At 72.0% G+C, this 16432-nt stretch carries 15 protein-coding genes; 13 read left to right on the top strand and 2 right to left on the bottom strand.

The features are described 5' to 3' along the window. Window positions 1–9 precede the first annotated feature (9 nt). The 8 genes from PV963_RS08260 to PV963_RS08225 all read left to right on the top strand — a co-directional run bounded on the left by PV963_RS08260 (window position 10) and on the right by PV963_RS08225 (window position 8594). Window positions 10–1116: a quinone-dependent dihydroorotate dehydrogenase gene (locus PV963_RS08260; protein ID WP_274814992.1), complete on the top strand. Its 1107-nt coding sequence runs from the start codon at window positions 10–12 to the stop codon at window positions 1114–1116. Continuing rightward, window positions 1113–1958 (top strand): orotidine-5'-phosphate decarboxylase, encoded by an 846-nt coding sequence (pyrF, locus tag PV963_RS08255; RefSeq protein ID WP_274814991.1) that lies wholly within the window; start codon window positions 1113–1115, stop codon window positions 1956–1958. The genes PV963_RS08260 and pyrF overlap by 4 nt, the downstream gene beginning before the upstream one ends. A gap of 278 nt (window positions 1959–2236) precedes the next feature. Next, the gene (locus tag PV963_RS08250) at window positions 2237–2560 is read left to right on the top strand and encodes an integration host factor (RefSeq protein WP_003977346.1); all 324 of its coding nucleotides are present in this window, start codon (window positions 2237–2239) and stop codon (window positions 2558–2560) included. A 58-nt stretch (window positions 2561–2618) separates the two neighbouring features. Next, a complete protein-coding gene (gene gmk, locus PV963_RS08245; RefSeq protein ID WP_274814990.1) occupies window positions 2619–3176 on the top strand; it encodes a guanylate kinase in 558 nt (185 codons plus the stop codon). A gap of 71 nt (window positions 3177–3247) precedes the next feature. Continuing rightward, the gene (gene rpoZ, locus PV963_RS08240) at window positions 3248–3520 is read left to right on the top strand and encodes a DNA-directed RNA polymerase subunit omega (protein ID WP_003988945.1); all 273 of its coding nucleotides are present in this window, start codon (window positions 3248–3250) and stop codon (window positions 3518–3520) included. Between the two features lie 114 nt (window positions 3521–3634). Then, on the top strand, window positions 3635–4837 hold the full coding sequence (coaBC, locus tag PV963_RS08235) for a bifunctional phosphopantothenoylcysteine decarboxylase/phosphopantothenate--cysteine ligase CoaBC (RefSeq protein ID WP_274814989.1): 1203 nt from the start codon (window positions 3635–3637) through the stop codon (window positions 4835–4837). Between the two features lie 236 nt (window positions 4838–5073). Beyond that, complete coding sequence (gene metK, locus PV963_RS08230; protein ID WP_274814988.1) at window positions 5074–6282, top strand: methionine adenosyltransferase; 1209 nt, start codon at window positions 5074–5076, stop codon at window positions 6280–6282. Window positions 6283–6440: 158 nt separating this feature from the next. Further along, window positions 6441–8594 (top strand): primosomal protein N', encoded by a 2154-nt coding sequence (locus PV963_RS08225; RefSeq protein ID WP_274814987.1) that lies wholly within the window; start codon window positions 6441–6443, stop codon window positions 8592–8594. Window positions 8595–8785: 191 nt separating this feature from the next. Here PV963_RS08225 and PV963_RS08220 read toward each other — a convergent pair whose 3' ends face one another. Continuing rightward, window positions 8786–9331, bottom strand: a complete 546-nt coding sequence (locus PV963_RS08220) for a hypothetical protein (protein WP_274814986.1) — start codon at window positions 9329–9331, stop codon at window positions 8786–8788. Between the two features lie 325 nt (window positions 9332–9656). On the opposite strand from PV963_RS08220, the gene fmt reads away from it, so the two are divergent. Then, on the top strand, window positions 9657–10589 hold the full coding sequence (fmt, locus tag PV963_RS08215) for a methionyl-tRNA formyltransferase (RefSeq protein WP_274821970.1): 933 nt from the start codon (window positions 9657–9659) through the stop codon (window positions 10587–10589). A gap of 68 nt (window positions 10590–10657) precedes the next feature. Next, window positions 10658–12085: an RsmB/NOP family class I SAM-dependent RNA methyltransferase gene (locus tag PV963_RS08210; protein WP_274814985.1), complete on the top strand. Its 1428-nt coding sequence runs from the start codon at window positions 10658–10660 to the stop codon at window positions 12083–12085. Here PV963_RS08210 and PV963_RS08205 read toward each other — a convergent pair. After that, the gene (locus PV963_RS08205) at window positions 12066–14258 is read right to left on the bottom strand and encodes an MMPL family transporter (RefSeq protein WP_274814984.1); all 2193 of its coding nucleotides are present in this window, start codon (window positions 14256–14258) and stop codon (window positions 12066–12068) included. The two genes, PV963_RS08210 and PV963_RS08205, sit on opposite strands and share 20 nt — an antisense overlap. A gap of 14 nt (window positions 14259–14272) precedes the next feature. On the opposite strand from PV963_RS08205, the gene rpe reads away from it, so the two are divergent. The 3 genes from rpe to PV963_RS08190 all read left to right on the top strand — a co-directional run bounded on the left by rpe (window position 14273) and on the right by PV963_RS08190 (window position 16423). Beyond that, on the top strand, window positions 14273–14959 hold the full coding sequence (gene rpe, locus PV963_RS08200; RefSeq protein WP_037769158.1) for a ribulose-phosphate 3-epimerase: 687 nt from the start codon (window positions 14273–14275) through the stop codon (window positions 14957–14959). 78 nt (window positions 14960–15037) lie between these two features. Beyond that, window positions 15038–16081, top strand: a complete 1044-nt coding sequence (locus PV963_RS08195) for a sugar-binding transcriptional regulator (RefSeq protein ID WP_274814983.1) — start codon at window positions 15038–15040, stop codon at window positions 16079–16081. 3 nt (window positions 16082–16084) lie between these two features. After that, window positions 16085–16423, top strand: coding sequence for a barstar family protein (locus PV963_RS08190; protein ID WP_274814982.1), 339 nt, complete (start codon window positions 16085–16087; stop codon window positions 16421–16423). Window positions 16424–16432 lie beyond the last annotated feature (9 nt).

Raw genomic sequence — 16432 nt, 5'->3', positions numbered from 1 at the left:
GAGGACACCATGTACAAGATCTTTTTCAGTCTGCTCTTCAAGCGGATGGACCCGGAGCAGGCCCACCACCTCGCCTTCCGCTGGATCCGGCTGGCCACCCGCGTCCCCGTCCTGCGCACCTTCCTCGCGGCCGCCCTCGCGCCCCGCCACAAGGAGCTGCGCACGGAGGCCTTCGGGCTGCGCATGCACGGCCCCTTCGGGCTCGCCGCGGGCTTCGACAAGAACGCCGTCGGCATCGACGGCATGGCGATGCTCGGCTTCGACCACGTCGAGATCGGCACGGTCACCGGCGAGCCGCAGCCCGGCAATCCCAAGCAGCGGCTGTTCCGGCTGGTCAAGGACCGGGCGCTGATCAACCGCATGGGCTTCAACAACGACGGATCGCTCCGCGTCGCAGCCCGCCTGGCCTCCCGCACGCCCGTCTTCAAGACCGTCGTCGGCGTCAACATCGGCAAGACCAAGGTCGTACCGGAGGAGGAGGCCGTCGCGGACTACGTGAAGTCCGCCGGGCGGCTGGCGCCCTACGCCGACTACCTCGTGGTCAACGTCTCCTCCCCGAACACGCCCGGGCTGCGCAACCTCCAGGCCACTGAGGCACTGCGCCCCCTGCTGAGCGCCGTCCGCGAGGCCGCCGACCGCACGGTCTCCGCGCGGCGTGTCCCGCTCCTGGTCAAGATCGCGCCGGACCTCGCCGACGAGGACATCGACGCAGTCGCCGACCTCGCCGTGGAACTCGGCCTGGACGGGATCATCGCCACGAACACCACCATCGCGCGCGAAGGCCTCGGCCTGAAGTCCGACCCCTCCCTGGTCAAGGAGACCGGCGGCCTGTCCGGGGCGCCCCTGAAGGAACGCTCCCTGGAGGTCCTGCGCCGCCTCTACGCGCGCGTGGGCGACCGGATCACCCTGGTGGGCGTCGGCGGCGTCGAGAACGCCGAGGACGCCTGGCAGCGCATCCTGGCCGGTGCCACGCTGGTCCAGGGCTACAGCGCCTTCATCTACGAGGGGCCGTTTTACGCTCGCGACCTCCACAAGGGGCTCGCCGCGCGCCTGCGCACCAGCCCGTACGCCACGCTCGCCGACGCGGTGGGCGCCGACGTGAGGAAGACGGCATGAGTGGTCTCGAACCCTTCGGCGCGCGCCTGCGCCGCGCCATGGACGAGCGCGGTCCGCTCTGCGTCGGCATCGACCCGCACGCCTCCCTGCTCGCCGAATGGGGTCTCGACGACGACGTCGCGGGCCTGGAGCGGTTCAGCCGCACGGTCGTCGAGGCACTGGCCGACCGGGTCGCCGTGCTCAAGCCGCAGAGCGCGTTCTTCGAGCGGTTCGGCTCGCGCGGCGTCGCCGTCCTGGAGAAGTCGGTGGCCGAGGCGCGGGCCGCGGGTGCGCTGGTCGTGATGGATGCCAAGCGCGGCGACATCGGCTCGACCATGGCCGCGTACGCCGAGTCCTTCCTGCACGCGGACGCGCCGCTGTTCTCCGATGCCCTGACCGTCTCGCCCTACCTCGGCTACGGCTCGCTCGGCCCGGCCGTCGCGCTGGCCCGGGAGAGCGGCGCCGGACTGTTCGTGCTGGCGCTGACCTCCAACCCGGAGGGCGGCGAGGTCCAGCACGCGGTGCGCTCCGACGGCCGGAACATCGGAGCGACCATGCTCGCGCACCTGTCCGCCGAGAACGCGGGGGAGGAGCCCCTGGGGTCCTTCGGCGCGGTCGTCGGCGCGACCCTCGGTGACCTGTCGTCGTACGACCTGGACATCAACGGCCCGCTCCTCGCGCCCGGCATCGGTGCCCAGGGGGCCACGCCGGCCGACCTTCCCCGGGTCTTCGGGGCGGCGGTGCGCAACGTTGTGCCGAACGTCAGCCGGGGAGTGCTACGCCACGGTCCCGACGTGGTCGCGCTGCGTGACGCCGCGGAGCGCTTCGCGGAGGAGATCCGTCACACCCTGACCCCCTCCTGACCTCCTCCTGATCTCTTCGGGAGTCCTCCGATGAGTGGTGCGGGGCGTGCTTGAGTCTGAATACATCCTCAAATCCGGGGCAGTATGTCCTAAATGTCCGTTCAGATGAAGGCTGACCAGGACTTTTCCGCTGTTCTCGCTGACTCTGGCGGACTTGCCCGCTAGTCTCCGACGAGAGTGAACGGGCGAAGCGTGTTGCTCGTAGCTCCCCAGGTGTGGGGCGACTAGGTTCCTCACCGGTCCGTATCCGACAGTTCGACATCCGAGGTGACGTAGGCGTGGCTCTTCCGCCCCTTACCCCTGAACAGCGCGCAGCCGCGCTCGAAAAGGCCGCCGCGGCTCGCCGGGAGCGGGCCGAGGTCAAGAATCGACTCAAGCACTCCGGCGCCTCCCTTCACGAGGTCATCAAGCAGGGTCAGGAGAACGACGTCATCGGCAAGATGAAGGTCTCCGCCCTCCTCGAGTCCCTCCCGGGCGTGGGCAAGGTCCGCGCCAAGCAGATCATGGAGCGACTCGGTATCTCCGAGAGCCGTCGTGTGCGCGGCCTCGGTTCCAACCAGATCGCCTCCCTGGAGCGCGAGTTCGGCAGCACCGGCTCCTGAACCGGGCACTCCGGGGAAGCGAGTCCCGGGCACTCCGGGATTGCTGGATAATCGCTGCATGAGTGAACGTCCGCGGCTGACCGTGCTCTCCGGCCCCTCCGGGGTCGGCAAGAGCACGGTCGTCGCCCATATGCGCAAGGAACATCCCGAGGTCTGGCTCTCGGTGTCGGCGACGACCCGCAAGCCCCGCCCCGGCGAGAAGCACGGAGTCCACTACTTCTTCGTCACCGACGACGAGATGGACAAGCTGATCGCCAACGGCGAACTGCTGGAGTGGGCCGAGTTCGCCGGCAACCGCTACGGCACGCCGCGTGGGGCCGTGCAGGAGCGCCTTGAGAAGGGCGAGCCCGTACTCCTCGAGATCGACCTCCAGGGCGCCCGTCTGGTCCGGGAGTCGATGCCCGAGGCCCGGCTGGTGTTCCTGGCTCCTCCCTCCTGGGAGGAGCTGGTGCGCAGACTCACCGGGCGGGGCACCGAACCGCCCGAGGTGATCGAGCGGCGGCTTCAGGCGGCGAAGACCGAGCTGGCGGCCGAGCCCGAGTTCGATACGACCCTGGTCAACACCTCCGTCGAGGACGTGGCTCGCGAGCTGCTAGCCTTGGTGGACGTCGTGTGACCATCGCTGATCGTTTCCGGGTCTCGCTGATCACCGCGACAGAATCTTTCCCATCCATCGGAAGGTAGAGCGTGTCCTCTTCCATCTCCGCGCCCGAGGGCATCATCAACCCGCCGATCGACGAGCTCCTCGAGGCCACCGACTCGAAGTACAGCCTCGTGATCTACGCGGCCAAGCGGGCCCGCCAGATCAACGCGTACTACTCGCAGCTCGGCGAGGGTCTCCTCGAGTACGTCGGTCCCCTCGTCGACACCCACGTCCACGAGAAGCCGCTCTCGATCGCCCTCCGCGAGATCAACGCGGGGCTGCTGACGTCCGAGGCCGTCGAGGGCCCGGCGCAGTAAGTACTATTTGCAGCTTGACGCTGACTTTTCCACAGGCCCGGCAGGCCGACTGCCGGGCCTGTGGTGTGTCATGGAGTCGTACGTTGTGCCGGTTGCCGAGGTCCGGGGAGAGACGTGGACAAGCCGAAGGTCGTTCTGGGGGTCAGTGGCGGCATCGCCGCGTACAAGGCCTGTGAGCTGCTGCGGCGGCTGACGGAGTCGGGCCATGACGTGCGCGTGGTGCCCACCGCCTCCGCCCTGCACTTCGTCGGCGCCGCCACCTGGTCCGCGCTCTCCGGAAACCCGGTCTCCACCGAGGTCTGGGACGACGTGCACGAGGTCCCGCACGTCCGCATCGGACAGCACGCCGACCTGGTCGTCGTCGCCCCCGCCACCGCCGACGTGCTCGCCAAGGCGGCCCACGGCCTCGCCGACGACCTCCTCACCAACACCCTCCTCACCGCCCGCTGCCCGGTCGTCTTCGCCCCCGCCATGCACACGGAGATGTGGGAGCACCCGGCCACCCAGGAGAACGTGGCGACGCTGCGCCGCCGCGGCGCCCTCGTCATCGAACCGGCCGTGGGCCGCCTCACCGGCGTCGACACCGGCAAGGGCCGGCTGCCCGACCCGGGCGAGATCTTCGAGGTCTGCCGCCGGGTACTGGCCCGGAGCGTGACCGAGCCCGACCTGAAGGGCCGGCATGTCGTGGTCAGCGCCGGCGGCACCCGCGAGCCCCTGGACCCCGTCCGGTTCCTCGGCAACCGCTCCTCCGGCAAGCAGGGCTACGCCCTCGCCCGCACCGCGGCCGCCCGCGGCGCCCGCGTCACACTGATCGCGGCCAACAGCGCCCTGCCCGACCCGGCCGGCGTGGACGTCGTCCCCGTCGGCACCGCCGTGCAGCTGCGCGAGGCGGTGCTGAAGGCCTCCGCCGACGCCGACGCGGTGGTGATGGCGGCGGCGGTGGCGGACTTCCGCCCGGCGGTGTACGCGGCCGGGAAGATCAAGAAGAAGGACGACCAGGAGCCGGAGCCGATCACCCTGGTGCGGAATCCGGACATCCTCGCGGAGATCTCCGCCGACCGCGCGCGCCCCGGACGAGTGATCGTCGGCTTCGCGGCGGAGACCGACGACGTGCTCGCCAACGGCCGTGCCAAACTGAAGCGCAAGGGCTGCGATCTGCTGGTGGTGAACGAGGTCGGGGAGAGCAGAACCTTCGGTTCCGAGGAGAACGAGGCCGTCGTCCTCGGCGCCGACGGCAGCGAGACCGCGGTGCCGCACGGCCCCAAAGAAGCCCTGGCCGAAACCATATGGGACCTGGTGGTCGAGCGCCTTCGCTGATGTTTCAGTCACCCTGCGCCCGCGTGAAACCCGGTCGATCGGGGCGTGGCGCCTCTGGCCAACGCAGCTCGGCATTGGGCAGAATGCCCGTGCCGCAGGTCACAGCACTTCCGAGTGTCGAGACAGGGGGACCGTGGCCGAAGCGTGACCGATAAACTGTTCCACGGACGGCGCCGGGTGCAGCCCCCGCCGTCCGCCATTGACAGCCAGCAGCCGCTGCAACCCCAGGGAGCGTTGTGTCCCGTCGCCTGTTCACCTCGGAGTCTGTGACCGAGGGTCACCCCGACAAGATCGCTGACCAGATCAGCGACACCATTCTCGACGCGCTGCTCCGCGAGGACCCGACTTCCCGGGTCGCCGTCGAAACCCTGATCACGACCGGCCTGGTGCACGTGGCCGGCGAGGTCACGACCAAGACGTACGCGGACATCGCGACGCTGGTCCGGAGCAAGATCCTCGAAATCGGCTACGACTCCTCGAAGAAGGGCTTCGACGGCGCCTCCTGCGGCGTCTCGGTGTCGATCGGCGCCCAGTCCCCGGACATCGCCCAAGGCGTGGACACGGCTTACGAGTCCCGTGTCGAGGGCGACGAGGACGAGCTCGACAAGCAGGGCGCAGGCGACCAGGGCCTGATGTTCGGCTACGCGACGGACGAGACGCCGACGCTGATGCCCCTGCCGATCTTCCTGGCGCACCGCCTGTCGAAGCGCCTGTCCGACGTGCGCAAGAACGGCACGATCCCCTACCTGCGCCCGGACGGCAAGACGCAGGTCACCATCGAGTACGACGGCGACAAGGCGGTCCGCCTGGACACCGTCGTGGTCTCCTCCCAGCACGCCTCCGACATCGACCTGGACTCGCTCCTGGCTCCGGACATCAAGGAGTTCGTCGTCGAGCCGGAGCTGAAGGCGCTGCTGGACGAGGGCATCAAGCTCGACACGGAGAACTACCGCCTCCTGGTCAACCCCACCGGCCGCTTCGAGATCGGCGGCCCGATGGGTGACGCCGGCCTGACCGGCCGCAAGATCATCATCGACACTTACGGCGGCATGGCCCGCCACGGCGGCGGCGCCTTCTCCGGCAAGGACCCCTCCAAGGTCGACCGCTCCGCGGCGTACGCGATGCGCTGGGTCGCGAAGAACGTGGTCGCCGCGGGTCTCGCCACCCGCTGCGAGGTCCAGGTGGCGTACGCCATCGGCAAGGCCGAGCCGGTCGGTCTGTTCGTCGAGACCTTCGGCACCGCCAAGATCGACACGGCGAAGATCGAGAAGGCGATCGACGAGGTCTTCGACCTCCGTCCGGCCGCCATCATCCGCGACCTCGACCTGCTCCGCCCGATCTACTCCCAGACGGCGGCGTACGGCCACTTCGGCCGCGAGCTTCCCGAGTTCACCTGGGAGCGGACGGACCGCGTGGAAGCCCTGCGCAAGGCCGTGGGGCTGTAAGTCCCCGGAAGACGGCGGGGCCGTAGGCCCGACGCCGCCGCGGTACCTCGCGAGGCCCGGCACCCTTCGGGGCGCCGGGCCTCGTCGTGCGTCCGGTGCGCGGGCGACGGGTACTCGGGCGCCGTCGGATGTCAGTGGCGTTTGGTAAGAATGCAAGCGTGAGCAGCGAGAACGAACAGGCGGGCGGCGGCGCGGAGGGTGCGCCGCCCGAGCAGCTCGCGCTCATCCGGGAGAGTGTGCGCCAGGCCAGGACGCCCCGAGCCAAGCCGCGGACCTGGCGGGGGGCCGCGCTCGCCAAGGAGCTGCCCGTGGCGCGGGTGCTCGTCGACAAGGGCGTGCTCCACCTCGACCGGTACTTCGACTACGCCGTGCCCGAGGAACTGGACGAGCAGGCCCAGCCGGGCGTGCGGGTGCGGGTGCGGTTCGGGGCCGGGCGGCACCGGGTGCGGGAAGGGCGGCGCGAGGGCGGCGGGCTGATCGACGGGTTCCTCGTCGAGCGGCTGGCCGAGTCCGACTACTCCGGGCCGCTGGCCGCCCTCGCCCAGGTGGTGTCGCCCGAGCGGGTGCTGAGCGAGGAACTGCTGGGCTTGGCCCGGGCGGTCGCCGACCGGTACGCGGGCAGCCTCGCCGACGTCCTGCAACTCGCCGTACCGCCGCGCAACGCCCGGGCCGAGCAGCGCCCCTCACCCGCGTCGCTGCCGCCGCCCCCGGCGCCGGAGGCGGGCTCCTGGCAGCGGTACGAGCGGGGAACGGCCTTCGTGGAGTCGCTGGCCTCCGGCGGTGCGCCACGGGCCGTGTGGAACGCGCTGCCCGGCCCGGAGTGGAGCGAGGAACTGGCCCGGGCCGCCGTGGCGACGCTGGCCTCCGGCCGCGGGGCCCTCGCCGTCCTGCCCGACGGGCGTGCGGTCGCGCGGGTCGACGCCGCCCTGACCGCCCTGCTGGGGGAGGGGCGGCATGCGGTACTGACCGCCGACGCGGGTCCCGAGAAGCGGTACGCGCAGTGGCTCGCGGTCCGGCGGGGCTCCGTACGGGCCGTGATCGGGACCCGGGCCGCGATGTTCGCGCCGGTGAAGGACCTCGGGCTGGTCGCCATCTGGGACGACGGGGACGACAGCCACAGCGAGCAGCACGCCCCGCAACCCCACGCGCGTGAGGTGCTGCTGCTGCGGGCCGCCCAGGACAAGTGCGGCTTCCTGCTGGGCAGCTGGGGCTGCACGGTGGAGGCCGCGCAGCTCGTCGAGAGCGGGTGGGCCCGCCCGCTGGTCGCCGGGCGTGACCAGGTGCGCGCCACCGCTCCGCTCGTCCGCACCGTCGGGGACGGGGACCTCGCCCGGGACGAGGCCGCCCGCGCCGCCCGGCTGCCCACCCTCGCCTGGCAGGTCGTCAGGGACGGCCTGCGGCACGGTCCGGTGCTGGTGCAGGTGCCCCGGCGGGGGTACGTGCCGCGCATGGCGTGCGCCAACTGCCGGGCGCCCGCGCGGTGCCGTCAGTGCTCAGGGCCGCTGGAAACACGGGATGGCGGTGCGTTGTGCTGCGGGTGGTGCGGCCGTGAGGAGAGCGGCTGGCACTGCCCGGAGTGCGGTGCCTTCCGGCTGCGCGCCTCTGTGGTGGGCGCGCGGCGGACCGCCGAGGAGCTCGGACGGGCCTTCCCCGCCGTCCCGGTGCGGACCTCGGGTCGTGAACACGTGCTCGACACGGTGCCGGGGGCGCCCGCGCTGGTGGTGAGCACGCCGGGGGCCGAGCCCGTCGCCGAGGGCGGCTATGCGGCGGCGCTGCTGCTGGACGGGTGGGCCATGCTCGGGCGGCCCGATCTGCGGGCCGGGGAGGACGCGCTGCGGCGGTGGATCGCGGCCGGGTCGCTCGTCCGGCCGCAGCCGGCCGGCGGCACGGTGGTGGTCGTGGCCGAGCCGACGCTGCGGCCCGTCCAGGCGCTCGTACGGTGGGACCCCGTCGGTCACGCGGTGCGGGAACTCGCCGAGCGGGCCGAGCTGGGTTTTCCACCGGTGTCGCGGATGGCGGCCGTGTCGGGGCCGGCGGAAGCGGTGGCCGAGTTTCTTCGTGCGGCCGAACTGCCGCCGGAGGCCGAGGTGCTGGGGCCGGTGCCGTTGCCCGTCCTCGCCGCGGGCCGACCGCGGCGGGCGGGGGCGCCGCCGCCCGGAGAGCAGTGGGAGCGGGCGCTGATCCGGGTGCCGCCGGGGAAGGGCGCCGCGCTGGCCGCCGCGCTGAAGGCCGCGCAGGCCGCGCGGATGGCTCGGGGAAGTGGCAGCGGGAGTGGGGTCTGGGTGCGGATCGATCCGGCGGACATCGGGTGAGCCGTTGCCGGGAGGCGGTGGGGCAGCGTCGGTGGAGCGGCTGTCCTTCAGACCGGTGACCGGATCGCGCACTCCGGCACGGCAGCGTCCGTAGCGTCCTGCGACCACGTCACTGTGCCGGGGCAGCGTCCGGATACGTCGCTGCCCTCCCGGAGGTGTTCCGGGAGGGCAGGGCAGGGGGCAGGGGCGGATCAGCCGTTGCGCGGGCCGGGGAAGGCCGTCGGCCTGGCCTCGTCGCGGAGTGCCGGGCTGCCCGCCGTCGGCTGGGTGGGCATGGAGCGGGCCGCCGGGACCGTCGGGACGGTGGGGAGGCCTGTGTTCACACCGACCGTGCGGGAGCCCGACGGCTCCGGTGTGCGCTCTGCTTCGGCCGTGGCCGACTGGGCCGCGGCGCGGCGTGCGCCGTAACGGCGGTGGACCGCCTGTTTGGTGACTCCGAGTGCGGAGCCCACCGCGTCCCACGAGAAGCCGAGTGAGCGGTCGAAGTCCACGGCCGCCGTGACCAGGGTCTCGACACTGTCCCGCAGCTCTTGGGCGAGACGTACGGTCGGGGCGGGGGCGCGTCCGTAGACGACGAAGCCCGTGGAGGGGCCGGAGCGGCGCGGGCGGTAGACGTTGCCCAATTGGGCGGTGAGTGTGCGAAGTGCGTCCACCTGCCGGCGGACCCGCTCGATGTCCCGCACCAGCAAGTGCAGGCTGGCCCGAGCCTGGGCGTCGTGGGTTGCGTGGTCGGCCATGAACAAGCCTCTCGAACCGGCGTTGAAAGGAATGGGCCGCGATCGCGGCCCGAAGTGGTCAACTCTGTCTTGACCAACGCGGATGCGCTCCGCGGGTCACGGTGTGGGGGCGTGGAGGCATATGCGTGCGCCTGTTTGCGCGGGGCGTGCGCCTCGGCCTTCGGCCTTCGGCTTTCGTCTCCCACCCGCGCACCACCCGTAACTCTTCGTCGAGTGGCCCGGCTCTCCCGTAGGGGGCGAGCGCCGTCAGCGGCTTTCCGTTTGCGGCTCATAGACTTGGGCGTTGCCCGTCATCGACCCCCGTCCGAGAGGCCCCCACCACCCCATGAAGCTCGTCTTCGCCGGTACACCCGAGGTCGCCGTTCCCGCTCTGGACGCTCTTCTCGCCTCTGAGCGGCACGAGGTGGCCGCTGTCGTCACGCGGCCCGACGCGCCGGCCGGGCGGGGGCGCAGGCTCGTCGCGTCGCCTGTCGCCGAGCGGGCGGAGGAGGCCGGGATCGAGGTGCTGAAGCCCGCGAAGCCGAAGGACGCCGAGTTCCTGGAGCGGCTGCGGGAGATCGGGCCGGACTGCTGTCCCGTCGTCGCCTACGGCGCGCTGCTGCCCCGGGTCGCCCTCGACGTCCCCGTGCACGGCTGGGTCAATCTGCACTTCTCCCTGCTGCCGGCCTGGCGCGGTGCCGCGCCCGTGCAGCACGCCATCATGGCCGGGGACGAGATCACCGGCGCTTCCACCTTCCTGATCGAGGAGGGGCTCGACTCCGGGCCGGTGTACGGGACGGTCACCGAGGAGATCCGGCCCACCGACACCAGCGGGGATCTGCTGACGCGGCTGGCCTTCGCCGGTGCCGGGCTGCTCGCGGCGACCATGGACGGGATCGAGGACGGCACGCTGAAGGCCGTACCGCAGCCGGCCGAGGGCGTCAGCCTGGCCCCGAAGGTCAACGTCGAGGACGCCCGCGTCGACTGGAAGGCCCCCGCGCTGCGCGTCGACCGGATGGTGCGGGGCTGCACTCCGGCTCCCGGCGCCTGGACCACCTTCCGCGGTGAGCGGCTCAAGCTCATCCAGGCCGCCCCCGTGCCGGACCGGACGGATCTCGCCCCGGGGCAGATCTCCGCCGGGAAGAACAACGTGTACGTCGGCACCGGCTCGTACGCAGTGGAGCTGGTCTGGGTGCAGGCCCAGGGCAAGAAGCCGATGCGGGCGGCGGACTGGGCACGCGGGGTGCGGATCGCCGAGGGCGAGCGGCTCGGGGGCTGACACAGCGACACGTCCGGGGCGGCGTAGGCTGGACGGCGCACTTCTTCTCACACCCGGAGCACCTTTTCGTGAGCGACCAGCCCCGTCGGCCCCGTACGTCCGGCAAGCCCTACCGTCGGCCCAAGAAGGACCCCGTCCGCATCCTCGCCTTCGAGGCGCTGAGGGCCGTGGACGAGCGGGACGCCTACGCCAACCTCGTCCTGCCGCCGCTGTTGCGCAAGGCGCGCGAGCAGGAGGGGCCCGAGCAGTTCGACGCCCGGGACGCGGCGCTCGCCACCGAGCTGGTGTACGGGACGCTGCGCTGGCAGGGGACGTACGACGCGGTCCTGTCGGCCTGCGTGGACCGGCCGCTGGGGGAGGTCGACCCGCCGGTGCTGGACGTGCTGAGCCTCGGCGTGCATCAGCTGCTCGGGACGCGGATCCCGACGCACGCGGCCGTGTCCGCCACCGTCGAGCTCGCGCGGGTCGTGCTCGGCGACGGGCGGGCCAAGTTCGTCAACGCCGTGCTGCGCAAGGTCGCGCAGCATGACCTGGACGGCTGGCTGGAGCGGATCGCGCCGCCCTACGACGAGGATCCCGAGGCCCATCTCGCCGTCGTCCACTCGCATCCGCGGTGGGTCGTGTCCGCGCTGTGGGACTCCCTCGGCGGCGGTCGCACCGGCATCGAGGACCTGCTGCGCGCCGACAACGAGCGGCCCGAGGTGACCCTGGTGGCGCGGCCCGGGCGGGCCACCACCGAGGAACTGCTCGAAGAGGACGCCGCCGTGCCGGGGCACTGGTCGCCGTATGCCGTGCGGCTGACCGAGGGCGGTGAGCCGGGCGCCGTCGCGGCCGTACGGGACGGACGCGCGGGCGTGCAGGACGAGGGCAGTCAGCTCGTGGCGCTCGCCCTCGCGGGCGCGCCGCTGGAGGGGCCCGACCGGCGGTGGCTGGACGGGTGTGCGGGCCCCGGCGGCAAGGCCGCTCTGCTCGGCGCCCTCGCGGCCCGGCGGGGCGCGATGCTCGTCGCCTCGGAGAAGCAGACCCACCGCGCCGGGCTCGTGGCCAGGGCGCTGGAGGGGAACCCCGGGCCGTACCAGGTGATCGCCGCGGACGGGACGCGTCCGGCGTGGCGGCCCGGCAGCTTCGACCGGGTGCTGGTCGATGTGCCGTGCACCGGGCTCGGTGCCCTGCGGCGCCGCCCCGAGGCGCGCTGGCGGCGCCGGCCGGAGGACCTTGAGGGGTTCGCGCCGTTGCAGCGCGGCCTGCTGCGCACGGCGCTGGAGTCGGTGCGGGTCGGCGGGGTCGTCGGCTACGCGACCTGCTCGCCGCACCTCGCCGAGACCAGGGCCGTGGTCGCCGACGTCCTCAAGCAGCACCCGGACACCGAGCTCCTCGACGCCCGGCCGCTGCTGCCCGGCGTACCGGATCTCGGCGAGGGGCCGGATGTGCAGCTGTGGCCGCATCTGCACGGGACCGACGCGATGTACCTGGCGCTCATCCGCCGGACCGGCTGACCCCCGCTGCGACACTCTCCCGGGGCGCCGCACCGCCGTCCTCCCTGGCCAGCCGGTGCGGCCACCACACCTTCGGACCCACGTCCAGGAACAGTGACGTGACCAGGACCGAGCGCACGATGAACGTGTCGATGAGGACGCCGAGGGCGACCGCGAAACCGATCTCGGCGAAGGCGACCATCGGGAGGGTGCCGAGGGCGGCGAAGGTGCCGGCCAGGACCAGGCCGGCGGAGGTGATGACCGCGCCGGTGGCGGCGAGACCGGTGACCACGCCCGCTCTGGTGCCCTGGCGGGCCGCCTCCTCGCGGATGCGCGTGGTGAGGAAGATGTTGTAGTCGATGCCCAGGGCGACCAGGAACACGAAGACGAACAGCGGGAAGTCGGTCGCCTCGCCCGCGTAGCCGAAGAGGTACCGGAACGCGAGCGCGCTGATGCCCAGGGCCGCCGCGAAGGACAGGATCACCGTCCCGATCAGCAGCAGCGGGGCGATCAGGGCGCGCAGCAGGACGCACAGGATCAGCAGGACGACCACCAGCACCAGCGGGATGATCAGCACGTTGTCGTGCGTGGTCGCCTCGTCCATGTCGAGCAGGGCCGCCGTACCGCCGCCCACCCGGGCGTCGGCCTCCGGCACCGCGTGCACGGCGTCCCGGACCCGCTCCACCGTCTGCTTGGCGGCCTCGCTGTCCGCCGGGGCGGTCATGGTGGCCTCGAACAGGACCTTGCCCTCGAAGGCCGGTTTCGTGCCGGGCGGCAGGCCGAGCGACTGCGGGACCACGCCCTGCGTCGCCGCCACCGCGCGGCCCACCTGCTCGGCCTGCGCCTGGTTGCTGATGATGACCAGGGGATCGCCGCTGCCCGCCGGGAAGTAGCGCGCCGACACCTCCTGGCCGGTGATCGAGTCCGGTCTCCCGGTGAACGCGTCCGCGTTGCCGATGCCCTCCGCGCGCAGCTGGAGCAGGCCCAGCGAACAGACCGCCAGGGCCAGTGCCGTCACGGCCCAGACCCTGCGCGGGCGGCGGGCGATACGGCGGCCCGTGCGCGCCCAGATGCCGCGCTCGGTCGGGTCGGGTGCGCCGTAGTGCGGGATCACCGGCCAGAAGATCCAGCGGCCGAAGATCACCAGCAGAGCGGGGAACAGGCTCATCATCGCCAGCAGGGCGACCGCGACACCGATCGCGGCCACCGGGCCCAGGCCGCTCGTGGAGTTCATCTCGGCGGCCAGCAGCACCAGCATGCTCAGCACGACCGTCGCGCCGGAGGCGAGCACCGCCGGCCCCGCGCGGTGCAGTGCCAGGGCCATCGCCTCGTGCCGGTCCTCGTGCCGACGCAGCTCCTCCCGGTAGCGGGCGACCATCAACAGGGCGTAGTCCGTCCCCGCGCCGAAGACGAGCACCGTGAGGATGCCGGCACTCTGGCCGTTGACCGTCAGGCCCGCGTGCTCGGCCAGCAGGTAGATCAGCGCCTGGGAGGCGAACAGCGCGCAGACCACCGCGATCAGGGGGACCAGCAACAGCGTCAGGCTGCGGTAGGTGATGAGCAGCATGACGATGACGACGGTCATCGCCGAGAACAGCAGCGTCGAGTCGATGCCCTCGAAGGCCTCCGCGAAGTCCGCCGATGTGCCGCCCGGGCCCGTGATGTGCACGGCCCGCCCGCCGCCGCCCTCGCCGACGTCGTCCCGGATGGAGTCGACGGCGGGCGAGATCCGCTCCCAGCCCTCCTCGTCCATCGTGATCGGCACGAAGACCTGCGCCGCCCGCGGGTCGACCTGCCGGTCGAAGACCGGTCCCCGGGTCTCCGCGCCCCGGATGCCGTGGTCACGCAGTTCCTTGAGCTGCCGCACGTCCTCGGCGATCTCCGCCCGGTCCTGGGCCGTCAGCCCGCTGTCCCGGGCGTAGATCACGATCGCCGGGATCTGCTCCGGCCGGAAGTCCTCGGAGAGCTCCAGCACCTGCGTCGACTCCGCGGACCCCGGCAGCCAGGACGACGCGTCGTTGTCCTGCGCGTCGGTCAGCTTCATGGCGAACGGCGCGGCAACGAACAGCACCACCACCCACAGGACCAGCACCAGCCACTTGGCCCGCCGCCCGCAGACGAGGTGCGCGACGCCCTGTTTCACGGCAACCCCCTGCGCGACGCGGGACCGATGCCCACAACCCTCGGAGGGCATGGCAGTCTTAGGACATGGCCGTGCAGATCAACCCCAGCATCCTCTCCGCCGACTTCGCCCGCCTCGCGGACGAGGCGAAGGCCGTGGAGGGAGCCGACTGGCTCCACGTCGACGTCATGGACAACCATTTCGTCCCGAACCTCACGCTCGGTGTGCCGGTCGTGGAGTCGCTGGCGCGTGCGACGGACACTCCGCTGGACTGCCATCTGATGATCGAGGCCCCTGATCGGTGGGCGCCCCAGTACGTCGAAGCGGGGGCCGGTTCCGTCACCTTCCACGTCGAGGCGGCCGCCGCCCCGGTCCGGCTCGCCCGGGAGATCCGCGCCAAGGGCGCCCGCGCCTCCATGGCGCTGAAGCCCGCAACCCCCATCGAGCCGTACGAGGACCTGCTCCCCGAGCTCGACATGCTGCTGATCATGACGGTCGAACCGGGCTTCGGGGGACAGGCCTTCCTCGACATCATGCTTCCGAAGATTCGCCGCACCCGCGAGTTGATCAGCAAGCACGGTCTGGAGCTCTGGCTCCAGGTCGACGGCGGAGTCTCCGCTTCCACCATCGAGCGGTGTGCCGACGCCGGAGCCGACGTTTTCGTGGCCGGATCGGCGGTCTACGGGGCAAACGACCCGGCCGAGGCGGTACGTGCACTACGCACGCAGGCCGAGGCGACCACCGCCAAGGCATCCTGGGCTTGCGACCACTGAGCCACAGCAAAGTGAACGGCTCTCATCAGGGCTGATCAACCGCGCCGGATCTGCAAGGATGAACGGCGAATCCAGAGTGTGAACAGCAGTGAGGAGAACGCCGTGTCGGGTATGTCGGCGGGCCGGTCAGCCATGCGGATGGGACCCGCTGAGCTGGTGCAGGCGGCGGCCATGGCCCGCCGCTTCTACCTCGAGGGGAAGTCCAAGATCCAGATCGCGGAGGAGTTCGGCGTCAGCCGCTTCAAGGTGGCCCGGGTCCTGGAGACCGCCCTCGAACGGGATCTCGTACGCATCGAGATCCGTGTGCCTGCGGAGCTGGACGCCGAGCGCTCGGACGTGTTGCGCGCCCGCTACGGCCTCAGGCACGCCGTCGTGGTCGAGTCCCCGGCCGAGGCCGAGGAGTCGCCCGACCCCGAGAACCTGGGAGAGGTGGCCGCCGACCTGCTCGGCGAACTGGTCAACGAAGGTGATGTGCTGGGCCTGGCCTGGGGCCGCTCCACCATCCACATGGCGGCGGCGCTCGACCGGCTGCCGCCGTGCACGGTGGTGCAGCTGACGGGCGTGTACGACGCCGGGACCGCCGAGCGCGGCTCCGTCGAGGCGGTACGCCGTGCCGCCCAGGTGTCCGGCGGTGACGCGCACCCCATCTACGCGCCGATGCTGCTGCCCGACGCGGCCACGGCCACGGCACTGCGCAACCAGACGGGGATCGCCCGGGCCTTCGAGCACTTCGACAAGGTCACCGTCGCCTGCGTCTCCATCGGCTCCTGGGAACCGGGCATCTCCACGGTGCACGACATGCTCAGCGACGAGGAGCGCGCGCACTACGCTTCCCTCGGTGTCGCCGCCGAGATGTCCGCGCACCTCTTCGACGCCGAGGGCCGCAGGGTCGGCCGCGACCTGGGCGAGCGGTGCATCACCGTCAAGGCCGACCAGCTCCGCCGTATCCCCGAGGTCGTCGCGATCGCCGGCGGACAGCGCAAGGGCCCCGCGATCGACGCGGTGCTGCGGTCCGGGCTCGTCACCAGCCTGGTGACGGACACCTCGGCCGCGGACTATCTGATGACGGCGGGCCCGGCGCCGAAGTCCGCGCTCAACAGGACCGACCCGGACGGAGTCTGACGGATGGCCAGTCAGGCGCAGGAGCTGCCGGGCGACCCGGCCGGCCGGATCGTGGTCGTGCTGGACCTCGAGGGGGTCACGGACAAGGCGGGCCTCATGGACCGCTGCGCCCGTGACCTCTGCCTGCCCGAGTGGTTCGGCCGCAACTGGGACGCCCTCGCCGACTGCCTGGCCGACCCCGCCCTCTGGCCCGAGGGAGCCGTGGAGCGGGGGCTGCTGGTCGTCGTCCGGGGCTGGCGGGCGTACGCCGAGAAGCGGCCCGAGGAGTGGCAGGTCGCGGAGGAGATCTTCGCCGAGGCGACGGACCGGGGCCCGGGTCTCTTCGTGACCCTCGGGTCGTGACCCCTCGGG

This window comes from Streptomyces coeruleorubidus, from assembly GCF_028885415.1.
GTDB classification, from domain to species: Bacteria; Actinomycetota; Actinomycetes; order Streptomycetales; family Streptomycetaceae; genus Streptomyces; species Streptomyces coeruleorubidus_A.
This window is presented reverse-complemented; position numbering and strand designations above follow the sequence as displayed.

Bases quoted from the DNA above. Each gene is read 5' to 3' on its own strand.
- PV963_RS08260 (WP_274814992.1), top strand. From the start codon at position 10: ATGTACAAGATCTTTTTCAGTCTGCTCTTCAAGCGGATGGACCCGGAG.
- pyrF (WP_274814991.1), top strand. From the start codon at position 1,113: ATGAGTGGTCTCGAACCCTTCGGCGCGCGCCTGCGCCGCGCCATGGAC.
- gmk (WP_274814990.1), top strand. From the start codon at position 2,619: ATGAGTGAACGTCCGCGGCTGACCGTGCTCTCCGGCCCCTCCGGGGTC.
- PV963_RS08220 (WP_274814986.1), bottom strand. From the start codon at position 9,331: ATGGCCGACCACGCAACCCACGACGCCCAGGCTCGGGCCAGCCTGCAC.
- fmt (WP_274821970.1), top strand. From the start codon at position 9,657: ATGAAGCTCGTCTTCGCCGGTACACCCGAGGTCGCCGTTCCCGCTCTG.
- PV963_RS08205 (WP_274814984.1), bottom strand. From the start codon at position 14,258: ATGCCCTCCGAGGGTTGTGGGCATCGGTCCCGCGTCGCGCAGGGGGTT.
- rpe (WP_037769158.1), top strand. From the start codon at position 14,273: ATGGCCGTGCAGATCAACCCCAGCATCCTCTCCGCCGACTTCGCCCGC.
- PV963_RS08190 (WP_274814982.1), top strand. From the start codon at position 16,085: ATGGCCAGTCAGGCGCAGGAGCTGCCGGGCGACCCGGCCGGCCGGATC.